General features: G+C 26.0%; 17 protein-coding genes. 1 reads left to right on the forward strand and 16 read right to left on the reverse strand.

The window, feature by feature from the left end; genetic code table 11:
* Window positions 1-184 precede the first annotated feature (184 nt).
* The 6 genes from ACTG47_RS16310 to pepI all read right to left on the reverse strand — a co-directional run bounded on the left by ACTG47_RS16310 (window position 185) and on the right by pepI (window position 8,682).
* Window positions 185-1,540, reverse strand: a complete 1,356-nt coding sequence (locus ACTG47_RS16310) for a peptide MFS transporter (protein ID WP_479925336.1) — start codon at window positions 1,538-1,540, stop codon at window positions 185-187.
* Between the two features lie 1,903 nt (window positions 1,541-3,443).
* Complete coding sequence (locus ACTG47_RS16315) at window positions 3,444-3,947, reverse strand: CarD family transcriptional regulator (protein WP_254176438.1); 504 nt, start codon at window positions 3,945-3,947, stop codon at window positions 3,444-3,446.
* A 206-nt stretch (window positions 3,948-4,153) separates the two neighbouring features.
* Entirely contained in the window at window positions 4,154-5,563 is a 1,410-nt protein-coding gene (locus ACTG47_RS16320) for a vWA domain-containing protein (RefSeq protein ID WP_479925337.1), read from the reverse strand.
* A 3-nt stretch (window positions 5,564-5,566) separates the two neighbouring features.
* Complete coding sequence (locus ACTG47_RS16325) at window positions 5,567-6,697, reverse strand: ATP-binding protein (protein ID WP_479925338.1); 1,131 nt, start codon at window positions 6,695-6,697, stop codon at window positions 5,567-5,569.
* Between the two features lie 11 nt (window positions 6,698-6,708).
* Complete coding sequence (locus ACTG47_RS16330) at window positions 6,709-7,512, reverse strand: hypothetical protein (RefSeq protein WP_479925339.1); 804 nt, start codon at window positions 7,510-7,512, stop codon at window positions 6,709-6,711.
* 288 nt (window positions 7,513-7,800) lie between these two features.
* Window positions 7,801-8,682: a proline iminopeptidase gene (gene pepI / locus ACTG47_RS16335; protein ID WP_479925340.1), complete on the reverse strand. Its 882-nt coding sequence runs from the start codon at window positions 8,680-8,682 to the stop codon at window positions 7,801-7,803.
* Between the two features lie 469 nt (window positions 8,683-9,151).
* Here pepI and ACTG47_RS16340 point away from each other — a divergent pair, with 469 nt between their 5' ends.
* Window positions 9,152-10,126, forward strand: a complete 975-nt coding sequence (locus ACTG47_RS16340; RefSeq protein WP_479925341.1) for an aromatic acid exporter family protein — start codon at window positions 9,152-9,154, stop codon at window positions 10,124-10,126.
* Window positions 10,127-10,286: 160 nt separating this feature from the next.
* On the opposite strand, the gene ACTG47_RS16345 is transcribed toward ACTG47_RS16340, so the two are convergent.
* The 10 genes from ACTG47_RS16345 to ACTG47_RS16390 all read right to left on the reverse strand — a co-directional run bounded on the left by ACTG47_RS16345 (window position 10,287) and on the right by ACTG47_RS16390 (window position 19,471).
* A complete protein-coding gene (locus ACTG47_RS16345; RefSeq protein WP_479925342.1) occupies window positions 10,287-10,478 on the reverse strand; it encodes a hypothetical protein in 192 nt (63 codons plus the stop codon).
* A gap of 130 nt (window positions 10,479-10,608) precedes the next feature.
* Window positions 10,609-11,769: an ABC transporter permease gene (locus ACTG47_RS16350; RefSeq protein WP_479925343.1), complete on the reverse strand. Its 1,161-nt coding sequence runs from the start codon at window positions 11,767-11,769 to the stop codon at window positions 10,609-10,611.
* 11 nt (window positions 11,770-11,780) lie between these two features.
* Complete coding sequence (locus tag ACTG47_RS16355; RefSeq protein WP_479925344.1) at window positions 11,781-12,455, reverse strand: ABC transporter ATP-binding protein; 675 nt, start codon at window positions 12,453-12,455, stop codon at window positions 11,781-11,783.
* A 14-nt stretch (window positions 12,456-12,469) separates the two neighbouring features.
* Window positions 12,470-13,555 carry an SH3 domain-containing protein gene (locus tag ACTG47_RS16360; protein WP_479925345.1) on the reverse strand — a complete coding sequence of 362 codons (1,086 nt, stop codon included), beginning with the start codon at window positions 13,553-13,555 and terminating at the stop codon, window positions 12,470-12,472.
* A gap of 413 nt (window positions 13,556-13,968) precedes the next feature.
* Window positions 13,969-14,988: a sensor histidine kinase gene (locus ACTG47_RS16365; RefSeq protein ID WP_479925346.1), complete on the reverse strand. Its 1,020-nt coding sequence runs from the start codon at window positions 14,986-14,988 to the stop codon at window positions 13,969-13,971.
* Window positions 14,985-15,662 (reverse strand): response regulator transcription factor, encoded by a 678-nt coding sequence (locus ACTG47_RS16370; protein WP_479925347.1) that lies wholly within the window; start codon window positions 15,660-15,662, stop codon window positions 14,985-14,987. Before ACTG47_RS16370 ends, ACTG47_RS16365 begins: the two co-directional genes overlap by 4 nt.
* Before the next feature lie 154 nt (window positions 15,663-15,816).
* Window positions 15,817-17,724, reverse strand: a complete 1,908-nt coding sequence (locus tag ACTG47_RS16375) for an FtsX-like permease family protein (protein WP_479925348.1) — start codon at window positions 17,722-17,724, stop codon at window positions 15,817-15,819.
* Window positions 17,725-18,477, reverse strand: a complete 753-nt coding sequence (locus ACTG47_RS16380; protein WP_054271565.1) for an ABC transporter ATP-binding protein — start codon at window positions 18,475-18,477, stop codon at window positions 17,725-17,727.
* Between the two features lie 159 nt (window positions 18,478-18,636).
* A complete protein-coding gene (locus ACTG47_RS16385; RefSeq protein ID WP_479925349.1) occupies window positions 18,637-18,993 on the reverse strand; it encodes a DUF4180 domain-containing protein in 357 nt (118 codons plus the stop codon).
* Window positions 18,994-19,012: 19 nt separating this feature from the next.
* The gene (locus ACTG47_RS16390; RefSeq protein WP_479925350.1) at window positions 19,013-19,471 is read right to left on the reverse strand and encodes a helix-turn-helix domain-containing protein; all 459 of its coding nucleotides are present in this window, start codon (window positions 19,469-19,471) and stop codon (window positions 19,013-19,015) included.
* Window positions 19,472-19,599: the final 128 nt, after the last annotated feature.

Below are 19,599 nucleotides of genomic sequence, written 5' to 3' on the forward strand. Positions count from 1 at the left end.
ATAAAAAAATACTAGCCAACTAAGACTAGTATTTTTTATCTATTTTTTAATAAATTCACTTCAATATATAATAATGTAATACTTAAAAGTAAATTTTTATTGTTATTACTAATTAGCTACAAATCAGCCTAATACAATATAATCATAATAGATTAATTCATATAAAATAATTGTTATTTACTGATTATTTATCCTCTTCAACAAGTTTACTTAATGTCTTGTCAGATAAGAATAATAGTATAGCTGCAACAAATAGTATTGCTGGAATTACAGTATATACCTTAATCATATCAAATTTAAGAGTGAATGCATATATATATCCATACCCTTGACCAGCTAGGAAAGTAGCACATGTCCATACTCCCATAAGAACACCTAGAAGTTTCTTAGGTGCATACTTACTTACAAAAGAGTTACCAAGTGGTGAGAATAGCATTTCTCCAAAACTTAGAAGTATACCAAACATGATTATCCATATTATACTAGCTTTAGCAGTTTCAGGAGCTCCAACCCCTCTTGAAAGTTCTGCTCCAACAAGCATTAAGAATGCAAGACCTAAGAATGCTAATCCAAGACCTGTCTTTTTAAATAAACTTATATCTCCTTGTGGTCTACTAGCAAGTTTGAACCATAATGCTCCAAGAACTGGACCTAGTCCTATACATACAAGTGCATTTAATGAGTCAAACCAAGCAAGAGGAATTTCAAACCCTCCAATAGTCATGTCTACAAATGCTGCACCATAATCATAAACTGCAAGATAAGTTAAGTACCAGAATAACCAGAAAACTACAGAGAAGAATGAAATAAGTATAATAGCCCAAATTCTCTTCTTATCCATACCTGTAAGAGGCGAATTATCTTTTGCTTCAACTTTTTCAGCAACTACGCCTTCTTTAAATGGTCTCTTTCCTGCATTTCCAAGGAATCTCCATCCATATGTGAACCATATTGCACCTATTACACAAAGTACAGCTGCTATGAAGAAACATTGAGAGAATCCAAGTATACCATTTTTTGCAAATGTTTTAAGATAAAGAATACCAACTGCTGTAGTTCCAATAAAAGAACCTATATTAACAAAAGAATACTGTACTGAGAATGCTGTATCAAGCTCTTCTTGATTATCAAAAAGCTGTCCATTTACTGCAGATACATTTCCTTTAAAGAATGCAGTACCAATTGAAACTAATATTATCATTGCATTTACCATAGAAACTGTAGTTGCAATAGAACCAAGATAATATCCAACTCCCATGATAAGCATACCTATAGGTATAGTATATCTAGCTCCTATCCATCTATCTGATATATATCCCCCAATGATTGGTGCAAGATATGTGAATGCAACAAGGTTAGCTTGCATTATAGCAGCTTGTCCCTTATCTATTCCAAGTCCACCATGAATTACAGCTGTTGTAAGGAATATATAAATTAAAAACTTTGCAGAATAATATGCTGCTCTTTCAAATGAGAAAGTTGTAGAGCAGATATAAAATCCTATAGGGAATTTACCCTTCTTATTTACTGTTGTGCTCATAAGTTTAAATCCTTTCTTAATTGTATTTTTATATTTTTACGTTATATCCAGATTCTTCCTTTTTAACGAAAGATATGGTGATATTGTTTTGTAAAACAATTTGTAATAATTATTAAGATAATTGCGTTTTTATTTGTAGAGTTTATCTTTTCATGGAACAAATTTAATGTTTTTTTTGATTATAAATTTAAATTATATAAATTCATTATTTTCAGATATATTTATAAGTCATTAGATTCTTATTTAAAACCATGAAAAAGCTTCACCATAGCAATTCTTATTTTTTTACGTGATAGTATTTTACAAACTAAATTCCTCCTTTTGTGGCAACTTATATGATTACATTTAAGTGCTTTTTTAAAGGAGTCTTGAATAAAGCAACATATATTTATTTAAATAATGTTTATTTACTTTTTAAATCTATATATTACTTCATCTAACCAATTCTCAACTTAAATAAATAAACTACTATCTATTCACAGATTAGATTTATTTCTTGTGATTAAACTTATACTAAAAACTGTGAATGTAAACATAAAAACTTTTACTTTAAAGTGATTATCAATATATTCGCTTTAATAGTATTAACCAAAGCTGTGTTATGTATTTATAATATATTTCACACAAAAATGCTTCAATTTGAAAACTTTTTCACGAATATTTGTTTTTCACCTCCCCCTATTTATTTCACCATGTAAATCGTACCATAAATATATACTTCTATGCAAGGAAAAAATCGATTAATCGACAGTAAATAATTAGAAAAATTTAAATTATATTTGTCATATTTATTATATAAAATATTTTGTATGGAAATATAAGTTAAATCAATACCTAGAATGTTTTTTTAGAAATGAAATTTTTACTTTTTTATTAGTTTACTTATTGCTTAAAATAAGCTTTTTGTATCCAATATATAATAACCAAATTATATATTTCAAAATAGATATATTTTTTGAAAGTAATGACAATAAATAAGAGATAAAAAAATCCAAATTGAATTAAAAAAATCTATTAAGTTAATTAAATAACTGTTATATATTTAATTAACTTAATAGATTTCATTAATTTTCAAACTTATATATACTTTATCTTCTAAAAATGATTTATAATCTTAAATTTCTAAATATAGATAAATACAATTATTCCAGCTATATTATAAATAATCTAACTAAATACATCTAATGAGTATTTTTTAACAAAATATAATCATTTATAAATAATTATATTTATTTATTATCTTAATGGCACTTTAATTAAAAAAGAAAAAGTTTATTTAAAAACAAACTATTAAACCATTACATACTACTCCAATAAAATGCTCAACAAATTTTGTACACCTATAATTTTTCAAGTTATACTGTAAATATACAGTAATTTCCTTGATTATAAGTATCATTATATATTTAGTCTTATTTTGTCGATTATATTTTTAAAAAATCTCATAATCAAAAAATACTCTATTACAATAGATTTTCATGTATAAAAAATAGTCCCTAAATAAATAACTATAAATGAAATTTAAATAAGATGGATTCTATTCAACATAGTATCCATCTTATTTGCTTAAAATAAAAAAATATTTGATAATATTATACACTTTAGAATCTAGATAACCCATCATACTATCAACCTAAATATTCAATTTTTAAAATTGATTAAAAACAACAAAAAAATATTCATAAACATATATTTTAAAATTATTTTTAAATTTTATTTTATCTTTTGTATTGAATATTACTTTTTCAAATTTATTACAGTCTATATTTAAATTATGTATAGTTACTTTAAATTTAATATTTTTTATGTTCTAATACTTACAATTTAAATTATATTCTGCTCGTATTTTTTAATTATATTTTATTAGACTATGATTTTTAAATAAAAGATACTATAAAATACTTTATTGAGGTATACGACTTGATATATATGAACTAACTTCATCAGGAGAGATATCTAAAATAGTTGCAAATTCTTCATTCAATAATCTTTCGGCTTCTTTCATTATATTGTCATCTGCTTGATGTGTTTTTTTACCAATAGATTTTACATACTCTTTATTATCATATATACTCCTTATTAATTTTATTAGCTCTTCACATTTACCATTTCTAAGTATTTTTTTAAATTGCTCACTTCTTGTTTTTTCATTGTCTATCCATAATGTATCCATATTAGGAATATCATTTATTAATGAAATAACATTAATTTTAGAAAGTAACTTTCTCATTGGTACTTTCTCATTATCTACAGGAATTTTTATTACTGTGTTACTAGAATAAATAGGACTTAACACGTAATACTCTTTTTTTATTCCATTTGTAAATTGTTCATTTGTTATATCCAGGACTTTGCATACTCCTGTCATACCATACATTATATAATCATCAACCTTAAACAAAAACATCACCATCCTTAATAAAAAATAGCTTTGGCAACTGAATTCATCTTGCCAAAACTATCTGCTATATATTAATTTTAACATATTTTGGACCTTTAATGTAAATAAAACTTATATTATTAAAATAAAAAAAATACATTAACCACTAATTAATGTATTTTTTATATTTGCATAACAAATATAACTGAAAATAGTTTATATTTTATGAGTACTTATAAAATTGGAGCTTGACTATTCATTGAATATCCATCATTTCTTACATCATTTATCTCTAATATTTCATTCTTTACTTCAACTTTAGTAAGTTTCTTAACTGCTCCATAAGGCTCTTTCAATGAAAGCTCATCTCCTCTTCCAGAAATAACCCATAAAATCTTGTACCCTTTAGGTGCTACTTGTAGCTTATTTTCCCCTTTACCATCAGTAAAGTAAACCAACAAATTAATCTTTTTATTATTTGCATATTCAAATACTGGAGAAAATCTAGTACCTCCACCCATACGAATTCTATCTTTTATATCTTTTTCGTTTCTCACTTTATATACACGTCTAATTTCATTATCACATTCTATAATTGTAATTTCATGACTATAGTTTTTCACAATATTAAGAACTTCTTTAATCGCTTGTTTAAACTCTTCATCACTGATACTTCCGCTTATATCAAAAGCAACTGCTATTTCTGCCTTATGACTTCTAAGTTCCCCTCTCAAGTCTAATCTATTTGGTTGTCTTCTATTCCTTCTTGTTATAGTCTTTTTTTTATTACTTTCAACTGTACCCATTATCCTATTAAGATACAAGTTCCATGGCAATTCGCCTTTACTATTTTTAAGTGATGATATCATACTTTCTAAATAAGCAGAAATTTTGCCTTTTTGAGAGCTATTAATAAATTTTTCAGTAAATTCTTTAAGAGTTTTTTCATCTATATCATTAGATTCTTCCCAAATATTATGAGTTTTTTTTGGGCTATAATTAGTTTCTATATTTCCATATTTATCACTATCATCTTCTTCACCATCTTTGTCCTCTTCTAGTAAATCTAATTCAGTTTGAATCTTTTCTACATAATACTCAAAAGGCTCATATGGCTCAAGTTTTAAGGAGTATTTTAAATTTACCCATTCCAAAGTAGTTGCATATGGTGGTAAATTATTCAAGAATTTATTTACTACTATGTCCATTGCCATATTAATAGCTAATGTACTATACTTTCCCTTTAATTCTTTAGCTCTAACCAAATGCATAGATAATATATGATGAATTTCATGTTTAATTGTAGTTTCCATTTGCTCTATATCAAGTGTTAAAAAAATCATTGGATTAAAGTAAATAACATATTTAGCCCCTTTAAAATTTACACCTGTGGGGCTACTTATATCAAATCTTATCTCTCTTGACATCTGAAACAAAAAATACCCATAAAAATTATCCTTTTCTTCCATAAGACTTAAATTAACTTTATCTATAAGATTAAAAAATTCATCCTTAAAATCTTTTGGTATGTCTACATCAAATTTCTCATTCGCACGATTTGCCTTTAACATAGAATGAGTACTTATAATTTCACTTGCTTTATTATAAAGTTCTTTTGCTTTATTATCAAAATAATTTTCCATACATTATCCCCTTATTAGACTATAAGATTCAAAATATGATTTTACGAACTCTTCATTTTCTATAGCTTTTTTATACACTTCTGTATAACTGTTTCTAATATCCTTCATAATTCCTATCATTAAATCCACAGGATATACTTTTAAAAATTCAATAAATCTATTAATATATTGGTTTGACTCATATTTATCATTCTTTATATTTAATTCTAAGTTTTTTAAAATATTCATAGCTGATAGATAAAGCCTTGTATGACTCTCATCTTTTACTCTTTCTATAATAGAATCATCCATAGATTCTCCTAAAAAAACATCTTCATAAGATATTAATGGTTTAGAATCTGATTCAATAAAACTTATAAACTCTTCTGCAATAACCTTACCTATATTCCCTTTTATAACGTTTAAAAATACTGCTCTAGGAATTGAATTATTTTTTTCCTTATAAACTTTATAAATTTTAGATACTCTTTCATAACTTCTAGGAGTTGCTCTTACATCATCTTCATTTATTTTGTGAAGATATTCTGGAAAAGTAGAAATAAACTCTATAACTTTTCTTTCAATACCTTCATCAACTGCCCATTTTAACCATTGTGTATGCTCACTCTCCATATTTAGCCATACAAATCTGTTTTCTTGAGCTGCATCCATATCCACAACTTGATAATCAAAGTCTGAACCATATTTACTTGATGGGTTCATTGCTGCTAAAATCTTTACATCATCATGTAACTTATATCCATTAATCTCTCTATTCAAAATTAAGTTCATAAGTTCTTGTTGCACTGTATGCTCACAACGATTTATCTCGTCTATAAATAAAAGAACAATCTTACCCTTGGATATTTCTTCATCAATTTCTCTTAATTTATTATGAACCGCATATACTGTTGTTTTCTTTTCAACCTTATATCCATTGGAATTAACTCCTACATAAGATTCTATAGTTGGAAGACCTCCTATTTCACCCTCTTTAAGTAGGTTTCCATCAATAACAACTAAACTCCATTCATTTTCTTCAGCAAGCTTTTTTGCTAAAGCTGTTTTTCCTATCCCACTTTCACCCACTATTAAAGGTACTTCTCCAGTGGATAATATTAAGTCAACGCTTTTTAATGTGTCTATAAAATTCATTTTTCTCTCTCCTACATAATCTTTAATTTCTCGTCCACAGCTATTTTTTTTGTTGTCTTACTCCCATACTTATAAATAAACATAATTTTATCTATTGGTATATTTTCACTATTCCTATCTATAACACTACAGTTTAAAAAATCTCTAACATATTTTTCTTCAACATTTTCCTTTGATAATACTTCTTTTAATACTCCCTCTAGGTCATCTTTAGATATTTTCTTTATAATATATTTAATCACTAAAATATTAACTTTCAAGAATTCTAATATTTTGTTCTTATCTAAATCAGTTATAAAACCAATAGCTGCTTCATTATTTTTTATAGCTATAATTTCAGTATTATAACTAGGTGAATCTATATATCTTAATGCATCATAACTTATTCTAACTGCCTCTTCTTGTACACTTTCATAAGGCTCTTTTATAAATTTTATTGAATCATAATTTTTTCTTACTGCTAATAATTGTAACTCCTCACTTGGATTTTTAGCATACTTAATAGCCCACCCAGCTTGATTTATAGCCATCTTAATAACTCTATCAGTTGGATTTTTGATATAGTCTAGTATACTCCACCCTTCATTTACCGCTTTTATCATCATATCTTCTGTTGGATTATCTACAAATTTAATTGCTCTAACATTATTATCTATTGCTAATTCTTGCATTTCTCTAGTTGGATTATTTATATATTCTAGTACAAGACCATTTTCTTTGATAGCTAGTAGTTTCATTTCGTCAGTTGGATTATTTAAAGTAGATATAATATTAGGATTATTTTTTATCATTTCAATAACTCTTGATTTTTCCATAATATTCCTTTCTTTCTATAATTATTTTTATCTCTATACTAATTATAATAATCTATTCCTATTTATATAATTGTTTCTTATTATAATTAATATACTTTTTAAGCAAATTTAAACAGAATAATTATACCAATATATAAAAAAATTTCTAGAATCCAATAAAATTAAATACAGATACATAAATATATTTCCATTATTTATAAAATTAAATAAAATTTTAACACTTCTGCTTATACTAAAAAAAGACTAGACAATATGTCCAGCCTTCTTTTTATATAAATTTAAATTATTTTAATCATTAGCATCTAGCCACTTAGTTAAAACTTCTATATATTTATCATTTTCTTCAACAAATGGCATATGTCTTGAATACTCAAATAACTCCCATTTGCTATTAGGAATTCTATCATACATAGTTTTTGCAATATATGGTGAACATAAATCTATTGCCCCACTAGTTACTAAACAAGGTTCCTTGATTTCATGTAATCTATCTGTAAACTCATATCCAGAAAGAGTTCCTGTAGGCGAAAATTCATTTTGTCCCCATCCTACAATATATGCTTCAGAACCTGATTTTTTAGGTCTTCTTAGGCATTCAGGAGAATCTTCTGTCACCTCACCTGCACAGTACATTTCCATAAATTTTTCTAGCGCATCATTATATTCCTTGCTAGAGTAATCTCCTGTACTTACTGCATCAAGCAATGCTTTTTGGTCGGCTTCATCCATATATGAGATTCTTCTTTTTTGTTCTTTCTCCCAAAGCTTTGCAGAGGAAAGAGTAGATGAAAGAATGTATGACTTTATACCTTGTGGTTTATACTCAATTGCATACCAAATAGCCTGCATACCTCCCCAAGATTGACCCAATAGATGAATTTCTTCAAGCCCTAGATGTTTTCTCAGTTCAATAAGCTCCTTTATCCAAGTATCAGCATTAAATAACTCAGGGTGCCCTTCTACAAATGAATTACCACAGCCAATTTGGTCATACATTATTACTTGTCTACCACTTTCAGCTATCTTGTCTAACACTTCAAAATAGTTGTGTGTAGAGCCTGGTCCTCCGTGAAGTAGTACTAATGGTTTCTTTCCTTCAATGTTTTCTCCTACTATACGATAATAGGTTTTAAAACCTTCAAAAGGCATATATCCTTCAGTAATTTTCATTTTTATCTCCTCCAATTTGCTATTATGAACAATAATTAAGTTCATTAATATGGCTATTTAAAACTTATAATACATATTTATTTATGTATTTTAATCTTTATATTTACGTTCATAAATAGTATAACATAAAAGAAAAAAATCTCCATACCAAATCAATTATAAAATAACATTAACTATATAATTTTATTTTCTGTTAATAATAATAGATATATTTATGGTTATATTGTTCACTAATATAATAGTAATTTAAAATATTATTTCCTAAATATAGTATAATTATTTTATATTCATTAGAATATTTTGTATTCTACAATGTTTTACATTAAAAAAGATATCTTTGTATTTCTATTTGCTTATCTTTTTATCGGCTTTTACAGTATTTTTTAAATAAAATATTGTTAACTCCATTTCAAATAAAATTGATTTTATGATAAAATTATTTTTATTATATTTTAAAGGAGGTTTGTATTTGAACAATATTGATTTACTTAAAGTTATAAAATTATCTTTAGGGTGCTCTCTTGCTATATTTATTGCTTGGTTATTAAAATTAGAATACTCAATGGTTGCTGGAGTTATAGTGTTACTTACAGTAAAGAACACTAAAAAAGAGACACTTAAAGGTTCTATTGGAAAAATTTACGGGTTTCTTCTATGTACTATTTTCTCATACCTATGTTTTAATATTTTAGGATATAATTTAACTTCATTTTCAATATTCATATTTATAATAATATTGCTTTGCTTTTTATTCAATATACAAGATGTTATTGCAATGTGTATAGTTTTAGGTTCACATTACTTTCTTCAAGGAGAAACATCTGCTAAATGGATTTTAAATGAAGCTGGTATATTTGTAATAGGTACTGGAATAGGAGTTATAATTAATATGTATATCCCAACCAATATACATAAAATTTATGAAGTGCAAAAAAAGTTACAAGAAGAAGTGAGTAATGTACTTATAGATATTGCTGAAATCATTGTAAATCCTAAAAAAGAAAGTGGATATAACAGAGATTTATATACTCTAAATACACTTATCGATAGTAGTATTTCTGAAGCCTATGACAAAATAAATAATACTTTATTAAGTGATACAAAATTTTTTTTAGACCACATGGAAATCGTAAAAAGTCAACGTGACATCTTAGAAAATTTATATATCTATGTATCTCAACTAAGTTTTGCTCCTCCACAAGCTCATATTCTCTCTGCCTTCATACATAAGATAGGTTATACTGAATTTGAAGCTGAGACAGGGAGTCTACTACTTGAAGAATTGGATAGATTATTGTTAAGCATGCAAAATCAACCTTTGCCTGTAAATAGAATAGAATTTGAAAATAGGGCTATTTTATTCTTATGCTTGACTAAGTTAAAACAATTTTTAATTAATCGTATACACGCTCAGGAACTTAGAGACAATAATTTTTATAAATAAAAAACCTAATGTAATATAAACATTAGGTTTTTATTGTAGTATATTTCATATATTTATTCCAAGTAGTAATAAATAAATATATATGAATAGATTTTTCAATTTTATGATTCTTTTCTTAAACTCATTATTAATTAATGTTTTAACTTATTTAGTTTTCTGTTTAAGGTGTTATCAATTTATCTTCATCACCAGGTTTTAAGTCTAATTGCTCTGGGATATCTTGTTGTTCTTGTACATTTACAGGCTTTTTTTTCTCTGCATTTCCTTGATTGTCATTCCCTTCACATCCTACTGTAGCAAATGCTACCATTGATATTATTATTGCTGTTGATAGTTTTTTATTAATTTTCATACTATTCTCCTTTAGTTAAATTTGTTAAAATTCTAATATCTTCTATTATATACAACTACTGTTTATTAAAAGTTAACCTATTAAATATTATTTATTAAATTACTTAAGTTATCTTTATTATAAATAATTTTTATTCTGATTTTAGAGCGACTATTGGTTGTAGTTTAGATGCTTTATTCGCAGGGGATATACCAAATACTACCCCCATAAATATGGCAAACCCCACTGCTATAAATACTACATTCCAGGCTATATATGTCTCAGCATTCATAGAATTTAATATAGGGATAGACCCAAATATACCTATTATAGAACCTACTACACCACCTATAAAGCTTATTGTGAGAGATTCTACTAGAAACTGTGTCAATATAAATTTTCTTGGACATCCTAAGGCTTTTCTTATACCTATTTCTTTAGTTCGTTCTGTAACAGATACTAACATCATATTCATTATACCTATACCAGCTACAAATAATGATATACTCGCTATCGCTCCAACCATTAAGTTCATAATACTATCCATAGATTTCATGGATTCTAGCATTTCCTTATTACTTGCCACATAAAAATCAGTCACTCCCATACCTTTTTTATTGAAATAAGCTTTTATTTCACTCATTGATAACATTACAGTATCATTTGAAGAAGATTTTACATTTATTTTAGATATATCACTTAGACCTAAAATAATTTGTGCTGTTTCAAAAGGAATGTATAGATTCTCATCTTCTGGACTATCATAACTTTCATCAAGCTTATCTAATACACCTATAACTTTATAAGGTATAGCTTTTATGTCTATGTTCTTTCCAATAGCATCTCCTGTTGGAAACAAATCACTAGCAACCTTACTACCCAATACAACTACTTTTGTAGATTTATCATTATCTATTGGCATAATAAATCTTCCATTTTTAAGTTCACGATTATTTAATTTTGCGTAATTTCCATCTGTTCCAACTATATTTCTTTGACTATCTTTTTTATTATAACTAACAGTCGCAGACTTATTTGTCTCTGGAGATATTTCTTTTATATTCTTGCTACTTTTTAAAGCCTTCAAGTCAAAGTCACTTATCTTTTTGTCACCATATACATTTGTAGTTATAAGGTCTAATGGTTTTGATTCAAAACTCTTGTACATACTCTGTTGGCTACCTATAGATATAGTAACAAATAGAATTACACTAGCTGTTCCAATGGATATACCTAATATAGTAAGAAATGAACGCAATTTATTAAATTTTATTTCTCCTAAAGCTATTTTTATTATTGGTAAAATGTTCATATGCTCACCTCCTATTCAAAAATTTCACCATCTTTTATCCTTATCAATCTTGTAGCATTTCTTGCTATATCCATATCATGAGTTATCATAACTATAGTCTTTCCTTCTTTATTTAAACCTTCTAATATATTAAGTATTTCTTCACTTGTTTTGCTATCTAATGCACCTGTTGGCTCATCAGCTAATAATATTTGAGGATTTGTAGCTAAGGCTCTAGCTATAGCTACTCTTTGTTGTTGACCTCCAGATAATTGATTTGGCTTATTATTTTTTTTATCTCTTAACCCAACTTTATCAAGGCATCCCAAAGCTATTTTTCTCTGTTCTTTTGGTGTTTTTCCTTGATAAATAAGTGGTAACTCTACATTTTCCAAGGCAGATAGTTTGCTTAATAAATTAAAGTTTTGAAATATAAATCCTATTGTTCTATTTCTTACTACACTCAATTCATCTTCATTCAAAGATGTTATACTTTTACCATCTAATATATATTCTCCTTTGTCAGCCAAGTCTAAACACCCAATAATATTCATAAAAGTTGATTTTCCTGAACCTGATGGTCCTATTATCGATACAAATTCTCCATGTTTTATATTCAATGATACTTTTTTTAGGATTGTTATTTTTTCATCACCTATCCTATAAGTCTTTAATAAATCTTTAGCTTGTATTACATAATTATTCACAAATTATCACCTCTCTAGCCTACTTGCTTATCTATCTTTGGACTTGATTCTTGATTTTCATTAGAACTTATAGGTGATTGAATACTTACACTTTCCCCGTATAAAAGACCTTTTGTAACTTCTATATTTTCTGAATCACTCTCACCTACTTCTATGTATCTTTTCTTATTTGTTTCTCCTATAGTTACATAGTATCCTTTTTCATCTTTTTGAACTGTATCTATAGGAATTTTTAATATATTTTTAATTTCACTTATTAATATTGTACCTGTTACAGACATCCCATCCTTTAACTGTTGTAACACTAAATCTTCTTCTTGCAACCATCCAGTAGTTTTATCACTCAATTCAATTTTATACCAATTATATTTTTTATCAATTAGTTTAACCTTTTCGCCTTGAACCAGCTTTCTAATACTATTACTTCCTGATGAGTTACTCTTTCTAAGAATCACTTCTTTTTTAGCTATACTTGATTCTATGTTCTCTTTTTCTAATCCTTTTAATTTAACTGCATTTTTTGATACCCAACCTTCAGTACTGTTTTTTAATCTTATCTTGACCCAGTTATTTTTCTTTTCTAGTATATAAAATACTTCTCCTTTTTCTATTTTATTATCTGACATATACTCTTTAGATGGGCCTTTTCTTAGAACCAAATTGGAATGAGTGCTTTCTCCTAATTCCATTACAGGATTATCCATTGACACAGTTACTGTATATGTTGGATTCTCTCCTTCATTAACTTTATTAGATATTTCAGATATCCTTCCTATGATATTATCATTTGGAAATGCTTTCGATTTTACATTAACAATTTGGCCTATTTTTAACTTAGATATATCATACTGATTTATTGATAATGTCACTACTATCTCATTTAAGTTTGTTTCTTTTTTATCACTTAGAGATACCTTTCCTCCTGCCTCTACAACTGTCTTTATATCTCCTCTTTGAACTTTTACAATTCTATTTTGAGCTATTATATTGTGTTGTTCAGCTTCTAAACTTTTACTTTTGTTTATATATACACCTGTTGTGGTACCTAATATACACAATGAAATAGCTGATGCAACTAAAACCTTTTTTGATCTTTTCATTATTTATTCCTCCTTGAGTATTATTTATATTGCAATCACATATTAGTATTTTTTAATAGTTGCTATTCTAATTTTATTTTGTTTCAACAAATATAACATTCTAATGTTAATCTAATGTTTATATATATTATTATTTAATAGGTTAATTTTTCTGTTCATTTTTGTTATTTTTAAATGAATAACTTTTATTTATTAAATAGCTATTCGTTCATAGACTATATTTACATAAAAATAAAAGGAGAGCTTAAATTGCTATCCCTTTATCTATATCCCTAAAATCTATGTCTTATTTAAAAAATACTATATAATTAATATTAAATGTAGAGACAGTTTTCAATGAAAAAAATATATATAGTTTTTCTAAAGTATATATATCTTTGTCTTTAATCTTGTTAGATTATCTTTCTCGTATCCTAATTATTCATGTTTAAATAATCTGATATATCATAAAAATAAATATTAAAAATTGTATATGAGTCATTTTCTGAACGGACATCAATATCATGACCCAAATTATCTATCATTTTCTTTACAAAATATAACCCCATTCCAGTAGACTTATACAATTGATTCCTTCCATTTGTACCTGTAAAACCTTTATCAAAAATCCTAACTATATCTTCTTCACTTATGCCTATTCCAAAATCTTTTATAGATAATACTACTCCATTTTCTAACTCCCTTGAATCAAACTCAATTTTACCAGCTTTTTTAGAATACTTTATGGCATTATTAATAATTTGGTCTAAAATATATGACATACATTTAGAGTCTGTATAGACATCATAGTCTAGTTTATTTAAACTAACTTCAATGTTATTTTTTATAAGCAAAAATGAGTTATTTTTTATGGCCATTTTTACTAATTTTTCTAATTTAACCTTATTTATAAATACATCTTCAAACATGGTATTACTTCTACTACTATATAAAATGGAGTTAACTAAAAAGTTTATCTTAGCAACTTGATTCTTAATATCTATACTATCTTCTATACTGCTTAACCTATCTGTAATTATACTCAAAGAAGATATTGGAATCTTTATTTCATGAACCCACTTAGCCATGTACTCATCTAATTCTTTTAAAGATTGTTTATAAATTTCTATATCATTGTTATTTTTTATTTTTAGATTTTCTATAATAGCTCTCATTAGATTCTCTTCAAAAGATTGTCCCCCAACCAAATAACCATCTATTTCACCATTATCTTCTATACAATCATATAAACTTTTATAACTATTTCTAAAGCTGATATAATCCACAACAAAAAATAATATTGTTATAAAGAGTACTAAAAAATCTAAATATACCAACTCTGCATATTTATTTTTAAATACATCTATAGCAAATAAGTATATATTTATTATACTGACTATAATTAAACAGATGATAAGATACTTAGACCTACCTTTTAAATATTTCGCTATCATTGTATTATATATCCTATGCCCTTCTTAGTTTTTATAAAATCATCAAACCCTAATTCTTTAATTTTACTTCTCAATCTATTAATATTTACAGTAAGTGCATTGTCTGTAACAAATTCATCATTGTCCCATAAAGTCATCATCAGGCTTTCTCTTGATACAATTCTATTTTTATTTTTTAACAATAAAGTTAAAATTTTTATTTCATTTTTAGTTAATTCTAAACTTTTATCATTGTATTTGTGCTTTATAATTCCTCTACCTACATCAAACATCAACTCTTCACAGTACATAATACTACTAGAGTCACTATAATTGTAAACTCTTCTTATTATACCGTTTATTTTGGTAACTAATATATCTATAGAAAATGGTTTGGTAATATAATCGTCTGCTCCATTATTTATCCCCATTATTAAATCCATGTCAGAATCTCTTGACGATAAAAATATTATTGGTACATTGGAAATAGCTCTAATTTTCTCACACCAGTAAAACCCATTATATAATGGTAAGTTTACATCTAAAAGTACTACATCTGGTTTTTTATCTATAAATTCATCTAATACTATCTCAAAGTTATTAATTAATTCTATGCTAAATCCCCATTTATCCAATGCAAGAGCAATTTCTTTGGATAAATCAATATCATCTTCTACTAATAAAATTTTATACATTTATGTATTCTCCATTATTTTAATATTTAACTATACTATGAACTATTACTATAATAACATATTTTATTATATAGGTTGATTAACCAAATTGTTTCGTTAATCAACAAGGAGACTCTTATTAAAAGAATCTCCTTTCTTTTTAGCAATTTATCAATTAATTTTTATATACTACACGCTTAAACTTACTGACAGATATTGCTCCATATATTATAAATATCATCAAGCATATAACTAAACTTAGTATATATATACCAAATAAATTAGTCATCAACAAATCTCCTGCTAACCTCAATGCAAAATAGCTAGATATTGTTGCACTTAACATTGGTAAAGTATAAAAAATAGCTACTTCTTTAAGTATAGCTCTATTTATATCTTTTTCTGTAGTACCTATTTTTAATAAAATCTTATATTTATCTTTATCTTCATATGCATCACTATATATTTTCATGTAAATTATACTTCCAGCTACAAGTGCAAATACTAAGAATAAAAATACAAGTACTACATATGCAAATTTCATCCATTGCCCCTCATTTAGAGCTTTATGTCCATTCTGAATATAGCTATTTTTTAAATTTAGATTCTTTTCAAGATTTTTAAACATCAATTGGCTATTTTCTTCTTGATACACCTTTGCTCCATAAAAATATATTTGTTGTCCTTTATCTCTTAATTTGAAATATGTATCATCATCTACTACTATGATGCTTTGATTAAATCCTGTGCCTAACACTGGAACTTTTACTTCTCCCTTTGAAATATTATATAAATATCCATCAAGGTTTACATGAGCTTCTTTTGTGGCTATTGATACTATAGTTTGAGGACTTTTTAACTCTATTACATTACCTCCTCTAACTAGCTTATCACTATACTCTCTTAATTCTTCATCATGACCATTTGCTTTAAGAATACTACTAAAATCACTATATTTCATTATCGTATTAGTTTTATCATAAATATTCTTACTATCTGTGTTTTCTAAAATTGTTAGTTCGGGATTTACTGAATATTTTATCTTATTAGTATCTTTTATTATATTCTCTATTTGTGTTTTATTCACTTCATCTTTGTCCATTGAAACTATACTGGCAGTATATACATTTCTTTGCTCTTGAGCATTTTGATGTATAAATTTCATTGCAACTGATGCTCCAAGAGTAGATATTGTAGTGGTTATAATTATTGCTATTATAGCATAAGTTTTATAGTTTTTATTTAATCTGTAATTTATATTGTTTATTGCAATTATATTGTTTCCATTAAATAATATTTTTTTATTTTTTATTATAATATCAAATATAACAGGAACAACTGATTTAAATAGTCCATAAGTCCCAACTATTATTATAGCTATGACAGGTATTACACTCATTATATTTCCAGTCCTTATATTAGTAGAAAGGTAATAACCATATCCTATTACTATAATTGATATTATAGCTAAAATATATATCCCTATTCCTACTTTAGGTATTTTTTCTTGCTTTTTAGATGTATTAATTAGATTTATTACGCTACTTCTACATATTGTTATAAAACCTTTTATAGCCATTACTATAAATATAGAAATAAATATCAAAGTAGTATATAGTATAGCTTCCATGCTAAGCCCATTAGATACATTTATATCAAATCCAGATAATTTTATTATCACTACTTGAAAAAATCTAGAGGTTATTATTCCTATAATTATTCCTGTTATACAAGAACTTACCCCTATAAGCATATTTTCTACAAAATATATTCTTCCTATCGTATATAAGTCTAACCCCATAAAAGACAATATCCCAATTTCTTTTGACCTATTTTTAAAAAATATATTTGTTGCATACCAGATGAAGAAAAATAAAAATACTGATAATATCATTATTACAGCTATTAACACTGATAATGTAAAATTTTTATTTTCTCCTTGCAATACATTTATAGCATCACCATATCTTAATAATTCAAAATTAGTTAGTACAACTACTGAAAAAACCATAGATATAAAAAATGCTAGATATGTTCTTATGTTACTTTTAAAGTTATTATAAGCAATTCCAAGTATACTCACTTACATGTCACCTCCCATAGAGGCCAACATATCCATAATTTTTTTATAAAATTCTTTTCTATTACTTCCTTTGTTTAATTTACACTTTATATTCCCATCATTTATCATGTATACTTCATTAGAATAACTTGCAGTTAGAGGGTCATGTGTAATCATTATAATAGTAGCATTATTTTCTCTATTTATTCTTTCTAATGATTCTAAAAGTTCATATGCTGACTTAGAGTCTAAAGCACCTGTTGGCTCATCTGCAAATATAACTGCTGGGTTTGTAATTAATGACCTAGCTGCTGCTCCTCTTTGTTTTTGCCCTCCTGATAACTGATAAGGATATTTATCTAAATGATTTTCTAATCCAAATTTTTTGGCTATAGAAAATACCTTAGCTTCTATTTCCTTACTTTTCTTTTTTCCTAATGCTAGAGGAAGTGCTATATTATCCATTAACTTCATGTTATCTAATAAATTATAGTCTTGAAATATAAATCCTATTTTTTCTCTTCTTAGTTTTGACAGTTCATTATTTTTTACTTTTGATATATTAATTCCATCTAGGATTATCTCTCCTGAAGTTTGTTTATCAAGTGTAGACATAAGATTTAGTAATGTTGTTTTCCCTGCACCAGATGGACCCATTATCGCTATAAAATCACCTTCATTAACTGTAAGAGATATATTTTTTAATACATTTGTTCTAAATCCTTTTATCCCATAATCTTTTGATATATTTTTTATTTTTAATATTTCTTTCATAATAATAGCCTCCAGTTGCTAATTTTTTAATATATGTTTATTTTAAAGGTTTTATATAGATAAATCCTTAAGCAAATATTACATTTTAACTGTTAACATTACACTTTCGTAACATAGGTAAAAAGGCTATTAAAGTATTTAGTCTATAGCTTTATATTATCAATTTATATTTGAGATATGTTTTTTAGCACTCTCAAAATTGTTAACTACTCTAAAATTATTTGATTTATTTAGCTCTCGCATTAATTCTGAAAATCTTTTATTTATCCTGCTTTCATCATCAATAATTGCAACAACTTGTATCCTATAAGTCATAAATTTTTGTAATGCAATACCTGCTAGCCCAGTTTTTAGATTTAAAAAATCATCTGAAAATGCATTATTACTAAGCATAAGATAATTTATACCATGCTCCATACATAGAGATATAATATCCATTATTTCTCCTTCAGAATTAAATTTACTCTCTAAAAAAATATATTTTCTGTCATTTTGTTCTTTTATATTATAATTCATCTTTTTCCTCATTTCTGTTTTAAATATTTTCCATTAATATGGATATAGAACCTAACATATCCTCAATAAACTTTATATCTCCCCATAACATAACTCTAAGCCTATTTTCATTTTCATTATATTTCAAGTTAATAGTAGAGCCACCTGACATTGAAGTTGGATTATTTACAAGTGCCAAAAGTAAGTTTGATAAACGTGAGTATTCATTATTTGAAATACTATTTATGTCAACTACTGTAGATACATTAATCTTTGGAATACATCCTAGTTCTTTAGATGAATTCAATTTAAATTCTAAACCATTATTCTTATCACTCTTTACATCCATAAACCTATCTAAATCTTCTTTTGATATCCTCCATTGTTTGCCAACTTTATTAGCTTTTAATTTTCCATCTTTTATAAATTTTCTTATTGTCTTATGATGCATTTCTAAAATATTTGCAACTTGGTCTATTGTATAAAATTTTTCGTCCATAATTACACTTACCTTTCATTTGATAATAATAACATCTTAATTTAGAAATATCAAAAAGTCAAATTTATTTTGTATTTTATTGCTATTTATTAGATTTTAATATACTTTAATTCTATCTTATTGCATTC

The organism is Clostridioides sp. LIBA-6622 (genome assembly GCF_056716095.1).

Excerpts from the sequence above, each read along its gene's own strand:
- ACTG47_RS16310 (WP_479925336.1), bottom strand. The coding sequence starts at position 1,540 with ATGAGCACAACAGTAAATAAGAAGGGTAAATTCCCTATAGGATTTTAT.
- ACTG47_RS16315 (WP_254176438.1), bottom strand. The coding sequence starts at position 3,947 with ATGTTTTTGTTTAAGGTTGATGATTATATAATGTATGGTATGACAGGA.
- ACTG47_RS16320 (WP_479925337.1), bottom strand. The coding sequence starts at position 5,563 with ATGGAAAATTATTTTGATAATAAAGCAAAAGAACTTTATAATAAAGCA.
- ACTG47_RS16325 (WP_479925338.1), bottom strand. The coding sequence starts at position 6,697 with ATGAATTTTATAGACACATTAAAAAGCGTTGACTTAATATTATCCACT.
- ACTG47_RS16330 (WP_479925339.1), bottom strand. The coding sequence starts at position 7,512 with ATGGAAAAATCAAGAGTTATTGAAATGATAAAAAATAATCCTAATATT.
- pepI (WP_479925340.1), bottom strand. The coding sequence starts at position 8,682 with ATGAAAATTACTGAAGGATATATGCCTTTTGAAGGTTTTAAAACCTAT.
- ACTG47_RS16345 (WP_479925342.1), bottom strand. The coding sequence starts at position 10,478 with ATGAAAATTAATAAAAAACTATCAACAGCAATAATAATATCAATGGTA.
- ACTG47_RS16350 (WP_479925343.1), bottom strand. The coding sequence starts at position 11,769 with ATGAACATTTTACCAATAATAAAAATAGCTTTAGGAGAAATAAAATTT.
- ACTG47_RS16360 (WP_479925345.1), bottom strand. The coding sequence starts at position 13,555 with ATGAAAAGATCAAAAAAGGTTTTAGTTGCATCAGCTATTTCATTGTGT.
- ACTG47_RS16365 (WP_479925346.1), bottom strand. The coding sequence starts at position 14,988 with ATGATAGCGAAATATTTAAAAGGTAGGTCTAAGTATCTTATCATCTGT.
- ACTG47_RS16370 (WP_479925347.1), bottom strand. The coding sequence starts at position 15,662 with ATGTATAAAATTTTATTAGTAGAAGATGATATTGATTTATCCAAAGAA.
- ACTG47_RS16380 (WP_054271565.1), bottom strand. The coding sequence starts at position 18,477 with ATGAAAGAAATATTAAAAATAAAAAATATATCAAAAGATTATGGGATA.
- ACTG47_RS16385 (WP_479925349.1), bottom strand. The coding sequence starts at position 18,993 with ATGAATTATAATATAAAAGAACAAAATGACAGAAAATATATTTTTTTA.
- ACTG47_RS16390 (WP_479925350.1), bottom strand. The coding sequence starts at position 19,471 with ATGGACGAAAAATTTTATACAATAGACCAAGTTGCAAATATTTTAGAA.